The organism is Azoarcus sp. Soil_N_20 (assembly GCF_057656155.1).
Window position 1 is genome coordinate 157,243 of the sequence record NZ_JBDGKX010000011.1, and the last position, 19,698, is coordinate 176,940.

Annotated in this window: 20 protein-coding genes; 11 read left to right on the forward strand and 9 right to left on the reverse strand. The window is 65.0% G+C overall.

Translation table 11 applies throughout. The features are described from left to right. The first annotated feature begins 78 nt into the window (after positions 1-78). From AC3A35_RS20315 to AC3A35_RS20325, 3 genes are all read left to right on the forward strand, one after another. Positions 79-993 carry a LysR family transcriptional regulator gene (locus tag AC3A35_RS20315; protein ID WP_487438123.1) on the forward strand — a complete coding sequence of 305 codons (915 nt, stop codon included), beginning with the start codon at positions 79-81 and terminating at the stop codon, positions 991-993. 142 nt (positions 994-1,135) lie between these two features. Further along, a complete protein-coding gene (locus AC3A35_RS20320) occupies positions 1,136-1,573 on the forward strand; it encodes a DUF2721 domain-containing protein (RefSeq protein ID WP_487438124.1) in 438 nt (145 codons plus the stop codon). A 49-nt stretch (positions 1,574-1,622) separates the two neighbouring features. Beyond that, positions 1,623-1,775, forward strand: coding sequence for a DUF3096 domain-containing protein (locus tag AC3A35_RS20325; protein ID WP_487438125.1), 153 nt, complete (start codon positions 1,623-1,625; stop codon positions 1,773-1,775). Positions 1,776-1,867: 92 nt separating this feature from the next. Here AC3A35_RS20325 and AC3A35_RS20330 read toward each other — a convergent pair whose 3' ends face one another. The 6 genes from AC3A35_RS20330 to AC3A35_RS20355 all read right to left on the reverse strand — a co-directional run bounded on the left by AC3A35_RS20330 (position 1,868) and on the right by AC3A35_RS20355 (position 7,675). After that, positions 1,868-2,773 carry a hypothetical protein gene (locus tag AC3A35_RS20330; RefSeq protein WP_487438126.1) on the reverse strand — a complete coding sequence of 302 codons (906 nt, stop codon included), beginning with the start codon at positions 2,771-2,773 and terminating at the stop codon, positions 1,868-1,870. 51 nt (positions 2,774-2,824) lie between these two features. After that, a complete protein-coding gene (locus tag AC3A35_RS20335) occupies positions 2,825-3,607 on the reverse strand; it encodes a DUF2894 domain-containing protein (protein ID WP_487438127.1) in 783 nt (260 codons plus the stop codon). Then, positions 3,600-4,244 carry an OmpA family protein gene (locus AC3A35_RS20340; protein ID WP_487438128.1) on the reverse strand — a complete coding sequence of 215 codons (645 nt, stop codon included), beginning with the start codon at positions 4,242-4,244 and terminating at the stop codon, positions 3,600-3,602. The genes AC3A35_RS20335 and AC3A35_RS20340 overlap by 8 nt, the downstream gene beginning before the upstream one ends. A gap of 2 nt (positions 4,245-4,246) precedes the next feature. Continuing rightward, the gene (locus tag AC3A35_RS20345; RefSeq protein WP_487438129.1) at positions 4,247-6,457 is read right to left on the reverse strand and encodes a DUF802 domain-containing protein; all 2,211 of its coding nucleotides are present in this window, start codon (positions 6,455-6,457) and stop codon (positions 4,247-4,249) included. After that, positions 6,450-7,214: a DUF3348 domain-containing protein gene (locus AC3A35_RS20350; RefSeq protein WP_487438130.1), complete on the reverse strand. Its 765-nt coding sequence runs from the start codon at positions 7,212-7,214 to the stop codon at positions 6,450-6,452. The genes AC3A35_RS20345 and AC3A35_RS20350 overlap by 8 nt, the downstream gene beginning before the upstream one ends. Positions 7,215-7,432: 218 nt before the next feature. Continuing rightward, the gene (locus AC3A35_RS20355) at positions 7,433-7,675 is read right to left on the reverse strand and encodes a hypothetical protein (protein ID WP_487438131.1); all 243 of its coding nucleotides are present in this window, start codon (positions 7,673-7,675) and stop codon (positions 7,433-7,435) included. Positions 7,676-8,108: 433 nt separating this feature from the next. Here AC3A35_RS20355 and AC3A35_RS20360 point away from each other — a divergent pair, with 433 nt between their 5' ends. From AC3A35_RS20360 to AC3A35_RS20375, 4 genes are all read left to right on the forward strand, one after another. Then, positions 8,109-8,330 carry a hypothetical protein gene (locus AC3A35_RS20360; protein WP_487438132.1) on the forward strand — a complete coding sequence of 74 codons (222 nt, stop codon included), beginning with the start codon at positions 8,109-8,111 and terminating at the stop codon, positions 8,328-8,330. A gap of 593 nt (positions 8,331-8,923) precedes the next feature. Then, positions 8,924-10,558, forward strand: a complete 1,635-nt coding sequence (locus AC3A35_RS20365) for a methyl-accepting chemotaxis protein (RefSeq protein WP_487438133.1) — start codon at positions 8,924-8,926, stop codon at positions 10,556-10,558. 205 nt (positions 10,559-10,763) lie between these two features. Further along, complete coding sequence (locus AC3A35_RS20370; protein WP_487438134.1) at positions 10,764-10,931, forward strand: VOC family protein; 168 nt, start codon at positions 10,764-10,766, stop codon at positions 10,929-10,931. A gap of 302 nt (positions 10,932-11,233) precedes the next feature. Beyond that, entirely contained in the window at positions 11,234-11,773 is a 540-nt protein-coding gene (locus AC3A35_RS20375) for a CYTH domain-containing protein (RefSeq protein ID WP_487438135.1), read from the forward strand. A gap of 147 nt (positions 11,774-11,920) precedes the next feature. On the opposite strand, the gene AC3A35_RS20380 is transcribed toward AC3A35_RS20375, so the two are convergent. Further along, on the reverse strand, positions 11,921-12,100 hold the full coding sequence (locus AC3A35_RS20380) for a hypothetical protein (RefSeq protein WP_487438136.1): 180 nt from the start codon (positions 12,098-12,100) through the stop codon (positions 11,921-11,923). A 322-nt stretch (positions 12,101-12,422) separates the two neighbouring features. Between AC3A35_RS20380 and AC3A35_RS20385 the strand changes: the two genes are divergently transcribed. From AC3A35_RS20385 to AC3A35_RS20395, 3 genes are all read left to right on the forward strand, one after another. Next, the gene (locus AC3A35_RS20385; protein WP_487438137.1) at positions 12,423-14,183 is read left to right on the forward strand and encodes a putative bifunctional diguanylate cyclase/phosphodiesterase; all 1,761 of its coding nucleotides are present in this window, start codon (positions 12,423-12,425) and stop codon (positions 14,181-14,183) included. A gap of 239 nt (positions 14,184-14,422) precedes the next feature. Continuing rightward, positions 14,423-15,298 (forward strand): SdiA-regulated domain-containing protein, encoded by an 876-nt coding sequence (locus tag AC3A35_RS20390; RefSeq protein ID WP_487438139.1) that lies wholly within the window; start codon positions 14,423-14,425, stop codon positions 15,296-15,298. Positions 15,299-15,570: 272 nt separating this feature from the next. After that, positions 15,571-16,167 (forward strand): phasin family protein, encoded by a 597-nt coding sequence (locus tag AC3A35_RS20395; RefSeq protein ID WP_487438140.1) that lies wholly within the window; start codon positions 15,571-15,573, stop codon positions 16,165-16,167. A gap of 117 nt (positions 16,168-16,284) precedes the next feature. Here the strand turns inward: AC3A35_RS20395 and AC3A35_RS20400 are convergent, their stop codons facing one another. Beyond that, positions 16,285-16,626: a hypothetical protein gene (locus AC3A35_RS20400; RefSeq protein WP_487438141.1), complete on the reverse strand. Its 342-nt coding sequence runs from the start codon at positions 16,624-16,626 to the stop codon at positions 16,285-16,287. 97 nt (positions 16,627-16,723) lie between these two features. Beyond that, on the reverse strand, positions 16,724-17,407 hold the full coding sequence (locus tag AC3A35_RS20405) for a hypothetical protein (RefSeq protein WP_487438142.1): 684 nt from the start codon (positions 17,405-17,407) through the stop codon (positions 16,724-16,726). 624 nt (positions 17,408-18,031) lie between these two features. On the opposite strand from AC3A35_RS20405, the gene AC3A35_RS20410 reads away from it, so the two are divergent. Further along, positions 18,032-19,684 carry a hypothetical protein gene (locus AC3A35_RS20410; RefSeq protein WP_487438143.1) on the forward strand — a complete coding sequence of 551 codons (1,653 nt, stop codon included), beginning with the start codon at positions 18,032-18,034 and terminating at the stop codon, positions 19,682-19,684. The last annotated feature ends 14 nt before the right edge of the window (positions 19,685-19,698 follow it).

Here is a 19,698-nt window from a genome sequence, read left to right on the forward strand (position 1 = left end):
TCTCATGCGGGCGGTTGCTTCAACGATAGCCCGGGCGGAAAATCAGTCCAACTCATGGCCTTGATTAGGGTAATGAACATGGTTCATCAAGACTTCGATCTCAACCTGGTCATCGTCCTCGACGCGCTGATCCGCGAGCAGAGCACCACCCGCGCGGCCGAGCAGCTCGGCGTGGGGCAAAGCGCGGTCAGCCACGCGCTCGGCCGGCTGCGCAAGGCGCTCGACGATCCGCTCTTCATCAAGACCGCGACCGGCCTCAAGCCCACCCCGCGCACCGAGGCGCTGGCGCCGGCCGTGCTGCAGATGATGGAGATCGTGCGCAACGAGCTGCAGCGCCAGGCCCGCTTCGACCCGGCGCGGGCGGAGCGCTGCTTTCGCTTCTGCATGACCGACATGGGCGAGCTCGTCTTCCTGCCCCTGCTGATCGAACGCCTGCGCGAACGGGCCCCCGGCTGCACCCTGCAGACCTTGCAGGTGCCCCAGGCACGGGTTGCCGAGACCCTGGAATCGGGCGAGGCCGACCTTGCCATCGGCTCGCTGCGCGCCATCCCCCAGGGGCTGTTCCAGCAGCAGTTGTTCACCCACCCCTTCGTCACCATCGTCGCCGCCGCGAACACTGCGGTCGGCGACCGGCTGACGCTGGAGCAGTTCGAGGGGATGGATCACGTCGTGGTCTCGCTCACCGGCAGCAGCGGCACCGCCTACGATCGCGTCATCGACGATCTCGGCATCCGCCGGCGCATCTACCTGACCACGCCGCATTTCCTCGTGGTACCACTGATCCTCGAACGCCAGCCCAATCTGGTGGCCACCGTGCCGCGCGAACTCGGTGCCATCTTCACCCGTTACCAGGCCGTCCGGGTGGTCGAACCGCCCACCCAGCTACCGCGCTTCGCCCTGCGCCAGCACTGGCATCCGCGCTTTCACCACGATCCGGCGAACATGTGGCTCAGGCAGCAGGTGAAGGAGATTTCGACCGGGTATCCGGAGTAAATCGGTAGCGAACAAAGTTCGCCTGCCGGTGACCACGCATGGCTAGCCGGACGGCATCGCCACCATCCGCCCGGGCAATCCGACCCGCCCCGGCCCAGATCGGGTAGAGTCTGCCTCTCCGCCCCACCGCTGCGCACGCCCAATGTTCCCCCAGATCGCCGACATCACCCATGCCATCCAGCTCGCGGTGGCCCCGGTCTTTCTGCTGACCGCCATCGCCACCGTGATCAATGTGCTGAGCGGACGCCTGTCACGCGTCGTCGACCGTCGGCGAGTGCTCAACGGACGCATCACGGCGGCGACCTCCGCCGAAGAGGTCGCCGACGACGTCGAGGAGCTGGCACTGATCGACAGCCGCGGCGGGCTGATCTACCACGCGATGTTCTTCTCGGTACTGGGTGCGCTGCTGGTCTGCCTGGTGGTGGCGACCGCCTTTCTCGGCACGATGGTGAGTTTCGACACCGGAACCAGCGTGGCCGCGCTGTTCGTCCTGGCCATGGCGTCGATGATCATGTCGCTGGCGCTCTTCCTGCGCGAGGTCTACCTGGTGGTCAGGGCGCGAAGCCGACGCTGGCGATAGACGCCCCGCCGCCGTTCAACCACAACTGCCCCCTTGCAAGGAACTCCGTATGCATTTCACGCTGTCCATCGGCCCACTGATCGCCCTGATCGCCGGCATCCTCATCCTGGTGATGCCGCGCCTGCTCAGGTTCATCGTCGCGCTCTACCTCATCATCGTGGGCTTGATGGGGGTGCTCGGCATGGGCGGGATGCGCCTGTAGCCTGGCAGCGGGCCGTCGCCGTTGAGCCGTGCCGCGCTGTTCTCCGCATCGACGATGGACGCCCGCGGCCGCTCACTCCGGACTGCGCCCGCTCAACGCCGCACGCCGTCCGCCCCACGGGCCTGCGGCGCCAGCGCCGGATTGGGTGGGGAGGCGGCAACTTCCGCTGACGTCACCGTATATTGCAGCGCGTAACTCGCCCGCTCGACCGGAAGGGGGATGCCGCAGCACGCCAGGGCATCGTCGGCGAGATCGTCGACCAGCGCCCGTTGCAGCGCCTCGGCGTCGTACGCGGTGACGATCAGCACCCATGTGAGCGCCGAATCCGGGCCACGGATCGACTGCTCCCGGGTCATCGGCGGGCGCGCCGCGGGCTCCAGCAGATGCACGCCGGCCAGGCCACGGCGCGAGGCGATGGCCGGCAATACTTCGCCCTGCAGCACTGCGCGCACTTTCGCCTCCGTCCCCGCGCGGGGCGAGAAACGAATCGACAGTGCCGTGCTCCCGAGGCCATAGCCCGAGCTGGCGGTGACCTTGGAGAAACCGCGGATCATGCCGCGCAGGCGGGCCATGGTGGATGCCGTCCACGGCGTCGGGTCGTCCAGCCGGGCCAGGTAGGCCGGCGACGTCGCGACCTCGACGCCGGTCACTTCGTACACGATCAGGTATCGCGGCCCGCCGGACCGCGCCACCCACCGCGTGCCGCGCAGGAAGCCGGGGATCGACAGGCGCTCGTGCATATGCTCGTAGGTATGCCAGTCGTCGTGCTCGGCGGGGTCACCATCGAAATCGTAGTAAAGAACCATCGCCGCGTTACTGTACATCGCCATGAAAGTCTCCCGTGCTGGTTGCTCTGGACCGACGCCGGCTCGAAACCCCGTACTCCGTCCCGGATCCACGCGCCGCCAGGTTTCGCAGTCGATCTCATGCTGCAGCGTCTCCAGTTCATCCAGGATACGCACGAACTTCGTCCCGAGCGGCTTGACCACGTGTTCCACGCGCGGCGGGGCTCCCTCGCAGGCCGTGGCCGGCACACCGCCTGACGGCGTTCAGCCGGCGTTGCCGCGGCCCGATTTCCGCTTCCGGTCGCGTTCGCCGCGACCGGCGCTTTTCTGCGCCGGGCTTCGGCTGCTGTCCGCCTGGTCCAGCCACAGCAAGGCATCGGCATAGGCCATGAACTGCCTGAGGTATTCCGGCGCGATGTCGCGCATCTGCGTGAGCGCCTGCAGCAGCAGAAAATGCGAATTGAGCGGGCCGGCATTCTCGGGCGCGTGCGCCAGGGCCCGGGTCAGCTGCCGATCGACGCTGAGCCGCGACCAGGTGCTGCGGAAATACTGCATGGATCTGAGTTCGCCGCGCGGCTCGATTCCGCCCCCGGTGGCATGGGCAGGCCCGCCATGCCGGCCTTCCTGCGTGTGCCGCCGAATATGGGCGAGCAGCTCCACCAAAGGCCCGTTGCCGCCCCGCGCATCCAGCCTGGCAAGAAGGCGGTGCACTCCGCCGAAATCCCCGGCGTCGTAGCACTGCTTGAGCGCTTCGACGGCCTCCGGGAATCGTGCGCTCTCGCGGGCGAGCGTAGCGTCGGCCTCGCCCCCGGCGCGGTCGAAACGCTCGCCATACTCGGCCAATGCCTTTGCCAGCCGGCGATCCAGAACGCGCCGGGCGGCATCGCCCTGGGCCGCAGCCCGCCGGGCCAGGGCCTCGATGAACCGGAAGCCGACCGGATCGAAGCGCTCCGCGCCCCGCGCCCGCAACGCGTCGATCATCACCCCCGGGTCGAGGCCCTCGGGCGGGTTTGCCACCGCGGCGCCGGCGTTCGCGGACTCAGCCATTGGGCCCCGGGCTGCCCTTGGCCGACTTCGGCACCGGTGCCATCTCCACGCGCCGGTTCTGCGAGCGGCCGTCGGCGTCGGCATTGGAAGCCACCGGCTGCTCGGGGCCGAAGGCCGCGGCAAAGATCGCCGAGGACGGAATGCCTTCGTCGATCAGGGCCCGGGTCACGGTCAGCGCGCGCTCGGCCGACAGCTCCCAGTTGTCGGCGAACTGGCGGTTGGTCTCCCGCACCGGCCGGTCGTCGGTAAAGCCGCTGACCATCAGCATCTCGTCGCGCGCGCCCAGATAGGCGGCCAGCGGCGGCGCCAGGCTCTTGAGCAGCTGCCGGCCCTCGGGCTGCAGCGCGTCGGAATTGAGCGCAAACAGCACGCTGCCGCTGATGCCGATGCGGCCGTCGTTTAGGGTCACCCGGCCGGAGGCCAGCGGCACCGCCAGGGCCTTTTCCAGTGCCTCGCGTCGTTGTTCCTCCATCCGGCGCTTCTGCACCTCGGTCTCCAGGCTGGTCGTCAGTTCGAGCTGAACGCCGAGGACGCCGACCAGGATCAGCACGAAGGCACCGAGCAGGCCCGACATCAGGTCGCCGAAGACCGCCCATGCGGGCGCGGAATGTTCGATGCCGGCGTCGATCTCGTCCATCGTCAGGCCTCGCCGGCAAGCGCGGCCTGCCGGCCGGAAAGCTGCTGCAGATCCTCGACGATCTGCTTCTGCGACATGATCGAGAGATCGATGATCTCGCGCGCCTGGGCCACGTAATAGGCGAGCTGCTCGTCGCTGCGCGCCACGGATTTGCCGAGCGAGCCTTCGATGCGCTGCAGCGCCGTCATCAGCTTGTCGTTGGACGCGCTGAACAGCTGCACCGCGAGACCGAAGGCTTCGCTCAGGCTGGCCACCTCGACCGCACCGCCGGTGATCTGGCCGGCGAGGTCGCCCATCCTCGCGGACTCCGCCTCGACGCGCTCGGTGAACCGGGTGCCGACACGCTCGAGCATGGTCGCGGAGGACGCCACCAGGGTGTCGATCGCTGCGCGCTGTTCGGTGGACGCATGATTGATTGCGGCCAGCAGCGTCCCCAGGGTCTCCATGATGCGGCTGCGTTCGGCCAGCAGTTCGTTGTCCCGCGCCATGCTGGCGGAAAGCTCCTGGCGCAGCTCGCCGATGACTTCGGCCGCGACCCGCGGCGCCTCGGCGGCGGTCTGCATCAACCCGGCGACTTCGGCGATGGTGGTGCTGGCCTGGGCTTTCGCTTCGGCGCTGAGGTCGCGGGCGGTGTCGGCCAGGGTCTGGCAGATCTGCTCCTGCCGGGCCAGGGTCTGCGCCCCGGCCTGCTGCCATTCCACTTGCAGCGCTGCCGCCATCGCCTCCAGCGCCGTGGTCATCGTCGTCAGCCGCGTCTGATCCGTGGAGGCCAGTTCCGCCCGCAAGCCCGCGTGCGCCTCGCCGACCGTGGCCAGCAGCGCGGTCGAGCGTTGGGCGAAGGTATCGGCAAAGGCTTGCAGGGCCTCGTGCAGCTGCGCGCTCTGGCTTTCGCTGCTGCGCTCGTGGCGGGCCAGGGCCGCCGTCCAGGTGTCGGTCACGGTGGTGACGGCGGTGCCGAAACGGGCCGCGAGCCCGTCGAGTTGAATCTCGACGGTCGTGGCCAGCCGCTCGTGCAGCGCGGCGGTCTCGTGCGCCATGTCCGTCGTCGTTGCCACCAGATCGGCGCGCAGGCCGGCGTGGGCGCCTTCCACCGACGCGAGCAGCGACGCCGAGCGCTGCTCGAAGGTGTCGGTGTAGGCCGCGAGCGAGGCCTGCAGGTTCTTGCTCAGGCCTTCGCTGCTGTCCCGGTGCTGGGCGAGCGCCGCCGTCCACGTGTCCGCCACCGTGGCGACGGTGGTGCCGAAGCGCTCGGAGAGCCCGTCGAGCTGGGCCTTGACCGTGTCGGCCACACGCGCCTGCAGCGCGGTCGTTTCGCGGGCGATGCCGCTCATCGTGGCCTCGACCACCGGCTGGATGGTCTCGCCGGCCACGCGGGCGCTCGCGATCAGGCTGTCCTTCAGGGAGGTGTCGACCGACGCGGCCAGCTCGGTGTACATCCCCCTGGCGTCGCGATAGAAGCGCTCCTGCTCGGCGACCAGGCGCTCGTTCGACTGGCTGCTGTGGCGTTCCATCTGCGCCATCATCACCTGCAGCTTGTCCACCAGTTCGGGCAGCGCCTGGGCCTGCATCTGCAGGGCCTTGAAGGTTTCCTGGCGCTGGTGGACGAGGGAGAAGCCGCGCAGCACGGTGGCGATCTTCGTGTCCAGCACTTGCGCGGTCTGCAGCCGCGCGCGCCGGCACAGCGCCGAAACGAGCCCCAGCATCGCGGAAGCGGCCACGCCGGCGACCGAGGTGCCGAACGCCACGCCCAGCCCCTTGACCGGCGCCGCGAGCGCGGCGCGGATGGTGTGCAGGTCGGTGGTGCTTTCCAGCGCGACGACCGCGCCGTTGAGGGTGAGCACCATGCCGAGGAAGGTGCCCAGCATCCCCAGCAGCACCAGCAGCCCCACCAGATAAGGGGTCAGCGCGGGGCCAGGCAGTCCGACGCGCTCGCCATCGATGCGCAGGCGCACCGCGTTGTGCAAGGAAGGAGGCAGCCGCCCGAGCCACTCGCCCGGATGCGCCAAGTTTTCGGGAATCGCCGCCAGTGCCCGTGCCAGCGCGGCCGTGGCCCGATGAAAACGCAGCAGTTCCACCGCGCCCAGCACATAGACCGCGCCGATCAGCGCGGTCATGGTCAGCGCCAGCGGACTGGTGCCGATATAACCGACACCGACCCAGCACACGGCGATCACACCCGCGACAAAGGCCGCCACGCAGAGGGTTCTATTCATTGCCAGCTGTTACCTCGTTATCAAGTGCCTCGATCAAGCCCGCGATCGGCTGCAGGCGAACGTCCAGCTCTGCCCGCAGCACGGCCTGCATCTCCGCGCAAAACACCGCCAACCACCCGCCGGACTGCATCCACCGCGCCGGCTCATCCGTTGCCTGTGCATCACCGCGTGCCGCCTGGTGCGCCTTGAACAAATGTTCGAAGCGCTTCGCCAGCAGTCCGGGCACCGTCGCCAGCAGGTTGCGCTCCCGCGCCGCCAGGGCCTGGTCGAGCACCGCATCCAGCGCGGCGAGCTGCTTGAGGGCGGGGGAACGCGCCGACAGCGCGGCCCGCACCGTGGCGCGCAAGGGGCCGATGCTCGCGGCCATGTCCCGCTGATGGGCGAGATAGTAGCGATGGTAGGGAGCGAAATCGGCCGCGTCCTCGACCGATGCCTGCGGCGCCGGCGCGGGCAGCGGTATTCGCGCAGTGCCGGGATCGAGCACGTCGTCCGCGGCTATCGAATCCGCCAGGGCACCCCGCACGCGGGCGAACTCCTCCCGTGCCGCGGCGGTCGCCAACGACCGCGCCGCAGACGGCCCCTCCGCCGTGCCTGCCGCGTCCGCGTTGAGCGCGGAGAACAGCGACAGGGCATCGGGAAAGTCCAGCCACTGGCCGAGTCTGTCGGCAAAGGACTGCTTCGATTCCGGAACGTCCGACACCGCCAGGTCAGCAAGCGCACGGACCAGCCCGGAACTGTTCAAACTTGTACGCGGCAAGCCTTGCGCCATACCGAAAACCGACGCCCGATTGGCGAAAAAGGGGCAAGGCTACTACAAAGCTGCTATCAGGTCAGCGCTGCCGTGCATCATCGCGGCCGGTCGAGCGCAAGGCGTTCAGGTTCGGTGCTCAAGAGATCAATCTGCACATCAAGGGCTGAGAGTTCGAGCCAAAGGCCCGCGCACCGACCCCCGGCGCTCGCGATCTCTGCTTGATTTCAATTTTGCCCTTGGACAAGGTCATCGCCAGCACCGCCTGCCGCGCTGGCGAGTTCCCGCACGATGCCGTGCAGGTGCCATTTGAACTGGCGATCGCCGCAGGCGCACAGGAAATGAAGCAGCACCCGCCCAGCGGCGCAACCTGCACAACTCACGCCGATCACCGCGTTGACCCGCATCCATTGCAGGCGTGCGTAGTTCATGAGGATCGCGGCCCGGCTCTTGGTCAGTACGGCGTTCATGGCGGTTCTCCTTGGGTGCCTTGTTGATTTCAAATGAGCCCGTTCGGGCCCTCGACAATCGTTCCGCAGGACTCATGCCAGTGCACCGCAGTCAGCCATTGCAAAATCCTAATACATTGAATAGTTTGAATTTTTCGAGCGCTGCCGAAACACCCGGCGGCCGGTGGGGCCTGGCTTTAGCACGTCAGTGGCTGCGACAACCCAACACCTCTCGTCAACCTGTTGGACAGTACCCACCGTTTGGCCTCCGCCAGCGGTACCGTCATCGCCTTTTCCGCGATCGGCCCAGTTTCACATTGCCTATTCTTCAAAACCTTAGGCGTTCTCGAGGTGCTCATGGCGACCCCCTGGCGCGCTTTCTGCAGTGGAGTGGCGAGCGCAACATCCGGCTCACTACCAACGGAAACGCGATACCCACGTCAGGAGAACCGCCATGCCCCACCTCACCATCCACGACCTTCCCGCCACCGAAATCCTCGACGCCAAGGCCATGAGCGCCGTGCGCGGCGGCATATGGGACTATTCCAACCGACTCGGCATGCTCGGTCAGATGCTGGAGGACCAACAAGATCGCAATTACGGTGATCCTTTCCACCCCAAGACCCTGGACGCGGCGGCCCACCAGGCGCTTGAGGGCTGGGTTTCGGTTCCTTGAGGTGATCATCGCGTCGAACGGGCTCCGACCGTTTTGTGCTCGGCGTGTCGACGCTGGGAGTCTGATCGGCAGCTACCGGAGTGGAGCAGCCGTCGGAATGGCCTGTTTGTGGAGTCTTCGACCGGCGGCAGTCGGCCAACTGCGGCCCTTCATGCATTTCGCGCACCTGTCGATTGGACGGCCTCTCTACCCCAGGCAGTTGCCATCCGCCCGCCGTGAGCCTTCTCCGGCTCTCGGCCTTGACTGCCGCTCGATCACCAGACGTTCTACGGCGGGTCAGGGGTTGCGGATTTAACCGTCCCGTCTGCGGGACCGAAGGGCCGCTTGGAAAAAGCCCAACCGGCAAGATGAGGCCGGCGAGCGCCCCTTTGCGCGGTCTGCCGCGGTGCTTCTACGAGGACTCGATGAACGACCTGCCCCCGTGAACCGCCCCGTCAATACCGAGCCGGCACTCGCGGCGCTCGCCGACGCGCGCCGCAGTTGCGACAAATCGCACGAACGGGGATGGCCTTAACAAAAGCTTCATGCAGACCCCAATATGGGCGGGTAGGCTGACGCCCTTGCTGCAGTGCAGCGTCAACCCTGCGTGAACCATGAGCATCCGGCGCCACCTTATCCTGATCCTCGTCTTTGCCCTCATCCTGTTCGGCATAATGGGCGCCGCGGCCTGGCAGCAGATGGACCGCAATGTGGCGCTGGTGCGCTCGCTCACCGACCAAGACATTCCGGGCGTGCTCGGCGCGTCCGAGCTTGCGATCGAAGCCGCCAACCTCGAAGTCGCGTTGCTGAGCCTGGTGCGCTCGCCCGACGCGGATGCAGCGGCCGAGGCCCTGCGCAAGCGCGCCGCGTCCGTCGCCGCGACGCTTCACGAGCAGTTGCGCTATGCCAGCTCCGAGCGCGAGCAGGCGATGCTGACCGAGGCCAAGACCAGTCTGCGGCAATACGACGACGCGATCGCCGAGGTCATGGCCCTGGTTCGTGCCGATCAGCGCGAGCTGGCGGAAATCAGCGTCGCCGCCAGTGTCGCCCCCTATCGGCAGGAGTTCCAGGGCGTGCTCGACGCGCTCCGGATCGAGAAGCGGCGCAGCAAGGACGCCAGCGTCGAAGCGATCGAGCAGCAGTTTGTGGCGACGCGCCGGATCGGCCTGGTGACCGGCCTGCTGAGCGCGCTCGTGCTCTGCGGCGTCGGTTTCCGGATCTACGGCCGCATCGTGCGCCCGCTGCGGATGATGGAAGCGGCGATGGTCGAGATCGCCGGCTCGCTCGACTTCACCCGCCGCGTGCCAGTGCTCCACCGGGACGAGATCGGCCAGACCGTCGGCGCCTTCAATGCGCTGCTGGAAACACTGCAGGCGAGCTTGCGCGAAATGGTCGGCGTGGTGCGGCACAACGAGACGGCATCGATCGAAATGCAGCAGTCGGCACAGGTCTTGGCGGCCATCGCGGCAGACGGCCACCGCTCCTCCGAAGAGATTCAATCGGCCGTGCGCAGCATTCGCTCGCATATCGAGGAGATCACCACCGGCACCGAACAGGCGCACACGCTCAGCACCCGCTCTGGCGAGCAGGCGGTCAGCAACAGCGAGGTCATCCGTGCGGCTGCGCAGCGGCTGGAAGCGCTCGCGGCCCGTGCGGAAACCGCTTCGGAACAGGTCGTCGCACTCGCGGCGACCGGTGAGCGCATCGAAGCGGTGGTGAACGAGATCCGCAACATTGCCGATCAGACGAACCTGCTGGCGCTCAATGCAGCGATCGAAGCGGCGCGGGCGGGCGAAGCCGGGCGCGGCTTTGCGGTGGTGGCGGACGAGGTGCGCCGGCTGGCCGAGATGGCGGCGCAGGCGACGCGCTCGATTTCCGGCCAGGCGGGCGAAGTGCAGGCGGCGTCGGCTCAGTCGGCGGCGCTGATGCGCAGCGTGGTCGAGGACATGGTCGCGAGCACGGCGCTGACCAACGCTGCAGCGGCGGCGATGATGACGATCGAACGGCATGCGCGCGAGACGGTGGCCGTCGTCGCGGCGATCACGGCGCGCGCGGACGTGGGCCGCTCGGCCAGCGCCGGCATCGCCGACCAGGTCGGCCAGATCGACGGACTGCTGAGCCAGACCAACGCCCTGGCCGGTCACACCCGTTGCTCGGCGGAAACCCTGCGCGAGATCTCGGCGCGCATGGGCCACATCATCGAGCGCTTCCGCCTCGGCGCGGAGCCTGGACTGGCGCACGTGAGTTGATCGCGCCGGCCTAGAGTTCCGCGTCGCTGCGGGCTGGGACGAGATACGCTTTCCATAGATGGCCGTAGCGATCGTCGCAAAGCTCCGCGGTGGACTCCACCGCCTCGGAGCGGGCGCGCAGAATCGCATCTCGCTGCCGGCGATGCGCTCCTCGATCGCTCGCGCCGCAACATGTTGCGACGGACATCTTGCACAGGAGCTGGTCATGGAAAACCCGATCTGCCGGTTCGAACTGCCGGCTGTGGACATCGGGCGCGCGGCGCGCTTCTACAAAACTGTCTTCGGGGTGATTTCGAGCCGTGAGGACAGCGGCGGGCATCCGATGACAATCCTCCCGTATGCGCGATCAAGCAAGGATTACTCAACAAGGTGAGAGTCTGAGGCTTGAATGTCTCCCTGCCGGCGCTCGTCCTCAAGCTGACTCGACGGCTGACTTGAGTGCAGCGCTGACTGTGAGTCCGAACGTTCTCAGTGTTAAACCCATGCCGACGCCCCCACTGCTGCCGCAAGCCAAACGCAGCCGCTGCGATGCAGGCGAGCGTATCGGGTTCGGGAGCAGGGTGAACCGGCGGTAGCGCCAGCGCCCGACAGCACTGGATGCGGCACTGCTGTGTTGCGGCACAGCGACGGAAGTCTTCGCTATAATTGCATTCCTGCAAAAGGGAATTAGAGATCATGGCGCGAGAGATCGAGCGCAGGTTCCTGGTCCGTGACCTTCGGGTCCTCGATGGCCGCAATGGCGAGCGCATCGTTCAGGGCTACATTGCGAAGGAGGCCGGGTCGATGTCGGCGCGGGTACGTATCCGTGCCGGACGTGCTTATCTCACCTTGAAGTCATCCAAGCAGGGTTTCAGCCGTGACGAGTTCGAATACGCCATCCCACTCGCCGACGCACAGGCGATGATCGACCACCACTGTGCCGGACGAATTGTGCGCAAGACCCGCTACCTGATCGATCACGCTAGCCATGTGTTTGAAGTCGATGTTTTCGAAGGGCGCCACACAGGCCTGATCGTGGCGGAAGTGGAACTGCCGCACGAACACACTACCCTGAACCTTCCTGTCTGGATCGGCGAAGAGATTACGCTGGACACCCGCTACAGCAACTTCACGCTGGCGATGATCGAAAGCGGTGTAACGGGCTCAGCGCTTCCGAACTTCCCGGCGGTACCGACAACTGTGTTGCCTGTGTCGCTCAGCACAACGTCCCACTGACATTGGCGGTTTCGTTCCCGCCACGCCATCCGCAATCTGGCAGAAGCAGGAGCGTATCAATATCGGCCTTGATCGCGGCCACCGCCTCCGGGGCACCGTTGCCAAAGTCCCCGCCGATCAGTATGTGGTGCTGTCCGGTGCGGGACTTCACCTCGCCCTCGCCATCGAATCGATCCCGATGCGCGTCAGGGCATCGATCTCGGTTTGCGCGGAGAGCACTTCATCGAGCAGGGGCGTTCCGATGTCCGGGCGAGAGGATTGCCCGGTCTTGATCACGGTCGTGAGACAGATGATGCCGATCTTCTCTCCACCGCGCTCCAGTCCCACGGATGGACGCGCTCAAATTCATTGGAAGCCCTCAGTCGTTGGACACGGGCATGTGATTGCAGACATTTGCTCCCCTCTGGGCCTCGAGGCGGAGGGCTCACAACAGGGCAGCGCAAGCGCAATGTCGCCACCGACGAGGCACTGTGCCGCTTATGGATCTCGCAAAGTGTGTCAGTGCGGTTACGTTTAACAAAGGTGCAATGCTGGTAATGGAGGATGGTGGCCTTGGCGCCAAGCTTGGCGACCACTTGCATATTCGCCACGTTCTTCAGACCCAGTGACCAGACCCAATCCGAACGAGCAACAACCGGGGGTCGCACCCGTGCCCCTGCACACACATCGCATTGCGACGATGATCAGCGCGCTCTCGCGCCGAGCCAGCTGCCTGCTCGACGACTGGACGACATTGACCTTCGGCCCCGTCGTCGTTGGCCTGGGCTTGAGCTTCGGGATATGGGGCCTGCGTTCAATGGTGTCCGGCGACGAACGCGTAGCGCTGACGCTTTTACTGACTGTATTTCTGCTTGGGGGCACTGGCGTATTCGTCGCCCAGGTGCGCCGCCGCAGGCAGACCTTTATCGAGCTCACTGCGGCCTTTGACCGTCAGACGGCACTGGTGGCACAACTGCGCGAGGAGAAGGGTGCGGTCTATCAGCTTGCCTCCTACGACCATCTCACCGGACTGCCAAACCGGATGCTCTTCGCCGAACTGGCGAACAGCCACCTGTCACGCACCCGACGAAGCCATGCGCCATTCGTGTTGATGTTTCTCGACCTCGACCGCTTCAAGCTCATCAACGACACGCACGGTCACCGCATTGGCGACCTGTTGCTGCAGGCAGTGGCACAACGCCTGGGCAAGACGGTGAGGGAGGCGGACATCGTGGCCCGGATCGGTGGCGACGAGTTCGTTGTGTTGCTCACCGAACTGGAGTCAATCGACGATGCCGGCAAGGTGGCACGTAAGCTGATCGACGAAATCGGCCGTCCCCTGCAGATCGAGGGACACGAAATCGATATTCGACCGAGCATCGGCATCGCCGTGCACCCGCGCGACGGCCTCGATCTCGAGGTGCTGATGCGTCACGCCGACTCGGCGATGTACGAAGCAAAAGGGGCGGGGCGAGCCTGCTTCCGCTTCTACGACCCGTCGCTCAACTCGCGTTCGGCACTGCAGCTCGATCTGAGTGGCCGCTTCCGTCGCGCCATCATGGGCAATGAGTTCGTGCTCCACTACCAGCCGCGGATCGCGCTCAACGGCTATCGGATCACCAGCCTCGAGGCATTGATCCGCTGGCAGCACCCCGAGCGCGGACTGGTCTTCCCGGGCGAGTTCATCGATTACGCGGAACAGGAAGGCCTGGTGGTGGAACTCGGCAACTGGGTGGTGCGCGAAACCTGCCGCCAGATTGCCGCTTGGCTGGCCCAGGGCATCGATGTGGTGCCGGTCGCAATCAACGTGTCGCCGAAGCAGTTACGCGATCAAAGCCTGGTCGAGGTCATCCGCGAGACCACGACGCACTATGGCATCCCCGCCGAACTGCTGGAAGTCGAAATCACCGAGCGCTGCGTCGTCGAAGATTTCGAGCGCCCCCGCCTCGCCCTCGAAGCGCTGTCCGCCCTCGGGCTCCGGATCGCACTCGACGACTACGGCACTGGCTTCTCCAGCCTGAGTTACCTCAAGCGCCTGCCAATCGACATCATAAAGATCGATCGCAGCTTCATCGGCGACATCCGCAACCAGAGCAACGATGCCGCCATCGTCGCCTCCACCATCGCCCTCGGCCATAACCTCGGGCTCACGGTGATCGCTGAAGGTGTCGAAACCCGCGAACAGGTCATCTACCTGCGCGCGGCCGGCTGTGACGAGGTGCAGGGCTACTATTTCCACAAGCCGGCGCCTGCCGATGAGATTGTGTTCGACGGCCGGCCCCTTGGTCTGGCGCTGGCGGAGGTGGAACTCGCGCACGAAAGTGTCGCCCTGAGCCCGTCCCCGCGGATCGGCGAAGAGGTTTCGCACAATCCCGGTCCCGGCAACTTCACCCTTGCACAGTGTGAAGGCCCCCACAACTCGAGGGATTGACGTCGCGCCTGGTAGTCCAGCTCAGGCACATTGCTCTCAGGCATACCGGCAAGCGAATCGCACGCAGATCGGACATGCATCGATGGCGGGCCGCTGCAACACGCCTGTAGGAATCTGCCCTTATGGTCGGGTTTCACGCACAGCGACGCAGGCGTCACGAGAACTTCATGGTTACCAGAACGCTTCCAGCACCGATCCAGGCTCCACGCCTCATTCTCCCATCCGGCAGTGGCAGGGTCGTGGTGGTCGCCGCTTGCGTCGCCCTGTTCGCATTTGTCTGGCATCAGCAACTTCCGACCCTGGCCTACTACTGGGTTCGCATGCAGCAAGCCCAGCCGAGCGCACCTGGCTTCGGGTTGCCTGACTACGCTGTCACAATCGACGCATGGGTGATCGACGGCATTCCTGCAAATGCCTCTGGCCTGACCTACAGCAGCGCCACCGGGACGCTGTTCGCGGTCATCAACAACCCGCCGCAGGTCGCCGAGTTGTCGACCGACGGAAACCTTCTGCGCATCATCCCCTTGCACGGTGTCCGCGACCCGGAGGGAATCACCCACGTCGAGGGCGAGCTCTTCATCATCGCCGCAGAGCGCGACCATCAACTGGTCCTGGCGCGGATCGACGCCGGGATCGCCGAGCTCGACCTCAGTGACGCGCCGCGCCTCGGTCTGGGAATCAATCTGAACGGAAATCGGGGCTTCGAAGGCGTGGCGTGGGATCCGGCGGGGAAGCGGCTGTTTGTCGTCCAGGAAAAGTCGCCGGTACGCGTACTTGAGATCACTGGCCTTCTGGCGGCCATGCGCGGAGAGGGGCTCGATCTTCAGGTGACCGAATGGGAACCGGGTCGCCTCGAAGAACCCTTCCTGCGCGACCTGTCATCGGTGAGCTACGACGTCGCAGGCGGCCACCTCCTGTTGCTCAGTGACGAATCCCGCATGGCGGTGGAGTACGACGCGAACCGCGACCCGGTTGGCGTGCTCCCCCTGCGCCGGGGCTGGCATGGCCTCGCCCGCGACATACCGCAGGCCGAGGGCATCGCGCTCGGTCCGGACGGCACACTCTATGTTGTGTCCGAACCGAATCTCTTCTATCGGTACCAGCGCAGTCGCTGAGGGCGCGCACGCTTCTCCACGCCCGCCCCTTTGGAGAAGGAGCGCCGGAGCGCCCGTTGGAGCGACGGCTCACGCGTGTGTTTCAGTGCCCCGAAGGATTGGTCCAGCCCGTCATGCAAAACCACCCTCCCCGCACTGACACGGAAGCTTAACTTTACCGCGCTGGCTGGTTTCTATACTGACGTGCAACTCGCGTCATAGCGATTTGCGCCCAGGCGTCAGCCCTCTGGTTGTCGTCCAAGTCCCGCCGCCACTACCCATGGAGTTCCACGATGAATCCGAACGTCTCCTCCGATGAGTTCCTCTTTGCCCATAAGGCCAGTATCAATGCCCTTCAGGCCCTTGCCGGTGATGCCCTCGACAAGGCCGAACGACTGACCGCTTTGAATCTGAATGTCGCCCGCTCCCTCACCGAGGACAGCGCTGCGCATGCGCAGGCGATTCTCGCTGCCGGAAACCTGTCGGATGTGATCAAACTCCACACTGACAAGCTCCAACCCCGGCTGGAACGTGCACTCGGGTTCGCCCGTGGCGTTACCGATATCGCCTCGGAAGCGCAGCGGGAATTCGTCCAGATTACTCATGCGTGGTTCGGTGACTTGAATTCGGCGTTCATCACTGCGCTCGACCAAGCATCGAAGTCGGCCCCGGCCGGTTCGGAAGCGGTATTCGCGGCCGTCGCGTCGGCAGCAAACGTCACCAAGGATCTGTACGACAAGATGGGCCAGACGGCCCAGGAAGCGGCTGAAGCGGTTTCGGAGGGCATGGCGGACGCAGCAGAGACGGCGCTCGATACGGCAGCGAGTGCGGCAAGACAAACCAGGGCCGCGAAGACTACGAAGACCATCGCCTCCGGCGAGGAAAACTGAGCGGTCGCCGGCACCACGATCGGTAAGAAGCAACGACATCGAATTGCCGTTCAGATCTGGTTCTGAACGGCAATCGACTCGCCATGTCTCGCGAGATGGCGGCAGCTTACCTGCAGTTCAGCGACCCGGTTCGCGAAGGCTACCCCATCGCTGGTCGAACCGCTCGTGCTGGCTGCGCTCGAGCGCCTCTCGTGCATCCTTCATCCTGGCAAGTTGACGCTTGATCTGCGCGACACTCGCGGCCGTGCCAATAATCATCTCGGCCTGCAGGAGATCACCCCGGGTTTTCGACAGCGCAACGTTGGCCATTTCGCACCTGTCCTTGAGCTGATCGCGTTCAGCCCGAAGGTCGATGTTCGTCGTCCACATCTGGGTGTACGATGGGATTCCCGCTGCCTCAAGAATCTGATCAACCGCCTGCATCTTGGCCGTGATCTCCGCCGCATCATTGAGTTTCATGGTTACCCCCTACAAGAAAACAACCTCGCTCACTCGAAATGGACGCTCGAGTATTGAACGCCGGATCAAGGCAAGAGGCCGTGTCGAATGCCCGCAATCAACGCTTCTTCTTGCCGGACCTAGCTTTGGAGATCGCTGGCAAGGCCTCGATCAAGGCCATGATTTCGGCACCACTGCGAACCGTGAGCGCGGAAATCCCAGCCCGAACCAGTTCGGATTTCGTCGGCCGGCGCCCGACCGCCTTGACCTCGTCGCGCAAGGTCTCGAGCCGCTTGCCCTCACTGGCGGCGAGCGCGAAGGAGTCCCGCACCCGTTTCTCAGGCTTAGATTTTTTTGCGGCTTCGATCTTGACCGCCTTGCCGAGCTTCTTCACTGCATCCGACGCGGAAGCGGGCGCGACTTGGCTACCTGCCTTCGGGACGCTTTTCACCTCCGTCTTAAGCTCGGGCTCGACAGCTCTCGTCGCCGAAACGACCGGCGGGGACTTTCTACGGCGCGGTTTGGCCGGTGCCACCGCAGCGCGCGTGTTCGCCTTGACCACCTCGGGGGTTCCTGCGTGTTTCTTGACGGCCTCTTGGGCAACCGCGCCCGTCCCCTCCGCCGGCGTCGCAACACGGGTATTACCGGCCTCAATCTGCTGAACCGGCGCCTCGTGGGCCTCTAGTGGCCCGGGAACAAGCGCTGGCGTCGGCATGGAATCGGGGAGCCGCTGAGTCAGCGAGGTATCTTCCTTCTTGAGGGTCGCGCGCAGCGCAGACTGTGTTTTCTTGCTCGTCGTCATGTCTCTCACCTTGGCGAACACGGAGAGCAGGGTTCGGGCACGACATCTGCCACGCATCAGACCACAGCCTTGCAGACCAACTGGGCCGCAAGCATGGCTTGAATGATGGTCTGCTGCGTCGCGTTACTGCCTGCTTTCCAGGATTTATAGGGTAATACTTTATTATTCTATTCTCGAGGGTGGGGCGCAAGGGATGAAGAGATGAAAATGGCAAGATTGGCCAACGCTGACGACTGCAATCCGGACACGACCTGGGGGGCCGAGCCTTGACTCTTAATCCGCTGAGAACGAACGGCAGCGCTCGGTGCAGGCCGAACGAGAAGTCGCGGCCACATCCTGCCATTCATCGAGTTGGCCGAGCTGACGTTCGGACACCTGGAGCGCTCCGAGACCCGCCGATTGCCTACGCGAGCAACTCATCCTCTGCTGTTTTGGGTAACATCGTTTCTGACGTCCACAAATCGGCAGCTTGTCGACGAAATCCGGGATTGACTTTGTCGTTGTTCTGGGTGAAGTGGGCGCGAATACTCACGCAATGACGTCTGCATTTCCTATCATTCGGCACACGGTGCTCGCGCTGCAAGCGCTTTGCGCGGAACCGTGATCCAGACGAAAGGCCACCCCATGTCAGCTGAGTCCGATCCCGCCTGCGTGCGTGAGTTTCGCCAGGTCTTGTTATGGCCCTTGCGCCTGATGCCGGTGCGGGGCTCCGAGGGCCAGCACGCCAAGCCCTGGCAGCTGCTGGCGGACATGGGCGAGGCCTCACCCTGGCGCGAGGTGGTGGATGAATTCACTGGCGACAGCGGTCGTTTTCATGAGAGCCACTACAACGAATTCGTGACCTTTTTGCCTTATGTGCAGCGATTCCTGTACGGCGAAGGACGCAGCCAAAAAGGCAGCAGTGCGACTGGCTCGCCGATGCGGGTGTTCAGACGCAGCGACGTCAGCGCCGTGCGGGCGGTGTTGCGCCCCGGCGCGCCGCCGATCACGCTCGACATCGTCCATGTAGACCTTTACTTTTTTCTCGATCTGGATCTGGTGCTGCTCAATGTCGAGGTCAGCGCCCACGACCTGACGCTGGCCCAGGCGCAGGATCTGTTGTACTGCTTCGGCCGCGGCTACCCTGCCGGCTGGGATGCGGATGGCCATGCGCTGCACTGTCTGTACAGCGCCGAGTGGCTGGACGCCGCCGGGCAGGTCCTGGCCCAATCCGATGCCAACCAGCGCGACCTCTTCATGGCCCATGTCAGCAGCCACCGCGCCCCGCGCATCGCCGCCCACTGGGCCTGGCTGCTGGAGCCCCTGGTGAGCGACCATTCCGACCGAACAGGGACCCTGCGCTATCGCCAAATCGAGTACTACCGCATGCCGCAACTGGCGTTTCTGGCGCTGGACAACCCGCGGGCGCTGAGCCGCAACGACATCATCCGTCTCGGGCTGGTGACCGGGGCGGCCAGGTCAAGCGACGAAGCCGGCCTGCCCTATGCCGAAGAGCACCTGGCCGACTTTGAAAAGCGCTATTGCTATGACCGTTTCTGGAGTAACAGTGGTGCCGCTCCCAACACGCGCTACTTGTGCAGCGGCCATTCGTTGCTGGTGCTGGGCGACGCAAACAGCCCGTTCTATGTCTGCCGTGACCGGGGCGTGCTGGCGCAGTTCCGGCACCAGCATTTTTTGCTGTTCCTGATTGCGCATTTCCAGAAAGCGGCGCTGCTGATGTTCTCGGACCGGTTGGCCGAGGCCCTGAAAAATCTGGACATTGCCGACGCCGCCAGCGTGCGTCGCTTCAAGCGCACGATACGCGACAGCTTTGCCGGTTTTCTGCGCTTCACGCATCGGTACTGGTTTCACGAGGTATCCGAACAGGCCCAGGTGCGCGCCCTGTTTCACATGTGCGCCAACCATCTCGGACTGGACCCGCTGTACACGGAGGTCAAAGAGCGCATTGCCGAAATGAACCAGTATCTGGACGCTGACAGCCTGCGCCGTCAGGCCAATACCGTCGTGCGACTGACGGTCGTGACCATCTTTGGCCTGATCGGCACCGTGACCACGGGCTTCCTGGGCATGAATCTGCTGGCCGAGGCCGAGGCCCCAATGGGCCGCAAGCTGTGGATTTTCGTCCTCGTGTTCGTGTTGACCACCACGCTGACCATTTACACCATGGTCAAGTCAAAACGCTTGTCAGACTTTCTCGACGTGCTCTCGGACGAACGCGCCAGCGCCTGGCAGAAATTCAAGGCGCTGGGGCTGGTATGGCGACGCACGGGGGATTGAGGAATGCGGACAAT

What these genes read in the sequence shown, in the direction of transcription:
- AC3A35_RS20315 (WP_487438123.1), top strand. Translation starts at nt 79, where the DNA reads ATGGTTCATCAAGACTTCGATCTCAACCTGGTCATCGTCCTCGACGCG.
- AC3A35_RS20320 (WP_487438124.1), top strand. Translation starts at nt 1,136, where the DNA reads ATGTTCCCCCAGATCGCCGACATCACCCATGCCATCCAGCTCGCGGTG.
- AC3A35_RS20325 (WP_487438125.1), top strand. Translation starts at nt 1,623, where the DNA reads ATGCATTTCACGCTGTCCATCGGCCCACTGATCGCCCTGATCGCCGGC.
- AC3A35_RS20335 (WP_487438127.1), bottom strand. Translation starts at nt 3,607, where the DNA reads ATGGCTGAGTCCGCGAACGCCGGCGCCGCGGTGGCAAACCCGCCCGAG.
- AC3A35_RS20340 (WP_487438128.1), bottom strand. Translation starts at nt 4,244, where the DNA reads ATGGACGAGATCGACGCCGGCATCGAACATTCCGCGCCCGCATGGGCG.
- AC3A35_RS20345 (WP_487438129.1), bottom strand. Translation starts at nt 6,457, where the DNA reads ATGAATAGAACCCTCTGCGTGGCGGCCTTTGTCGCGGGTGTGATCGCC.
- AC3A35_RS20355 (WP_487438131.1), bottom strand. Translation starts at nt 7,675, where the DNA reads ATGAACGCCGTACTGACCAAGAGCCGGGCCGCGATCCTCATGAACTAC.
- AC3A35_RS20360 (WP_487438132.1), top strand. Translation starts at nt 8,109, where the DNA reads ATGCCCCACCTCACCATCCACGACCTTCCCGCCACCGAAATCCTCGAC.
- AC3A35_RS20365 (WP_487438133.1), top strand. Translation starts at nt 8,924, where the DNA reads ATGAGCATCCGGCGCCACCTTATCCTGATCCTCGTCTTTGCCCTCATC.
- AC3A35_RS20370 (WP_487438134.1), top strand. Translation starts at nt 10,764, where the DNA reads ATGGAAAACCCGATCTGCCGGTTCGAACTGCCGGCTGTGGACATCGGG.
- AC3A35_RS20375 (WP_487438135.1), top strand. Translation starts at nt 11,234, where the DNA reads ATGGCGCGAGAGATCGAGCGCAGGTTCCTGGTCCGTGACCTTCGGGTC.
- AC3A35_RS20395 (WP_487438140.1), top strand. Translation starts at nt 15,571, where the DNA reads ATGAATCCGAACGTCTCCTCCGATGAGTTCCTCTTTGCCCATAAGGCC.
- AC3A35_RS20400 (WP_487438141.1), bottom strand. Translation starts at nt 16,626, where the DNA reads ATGAAACTCAATGATGCGGCGGAGATCACGGCCAAGATGCAGGCGGTT.
- AC3A35_RS20405 (WP_487438142.1), bottom strand. Translation starts at nt 17,407, where the DNA reads ATGACGACGAGCAAGAAAACACAGTCTGCGCTGCGCGCGACCCTCAAG.
- AC3A35_RS20410 (WP_487438143.1), top strand. Translation starts at nt 18,032, where the DNA reads ATGTCAGCTGAGTCCGATCCCGCCTGCGTGCGTGAGTTTCGCCAGGTC.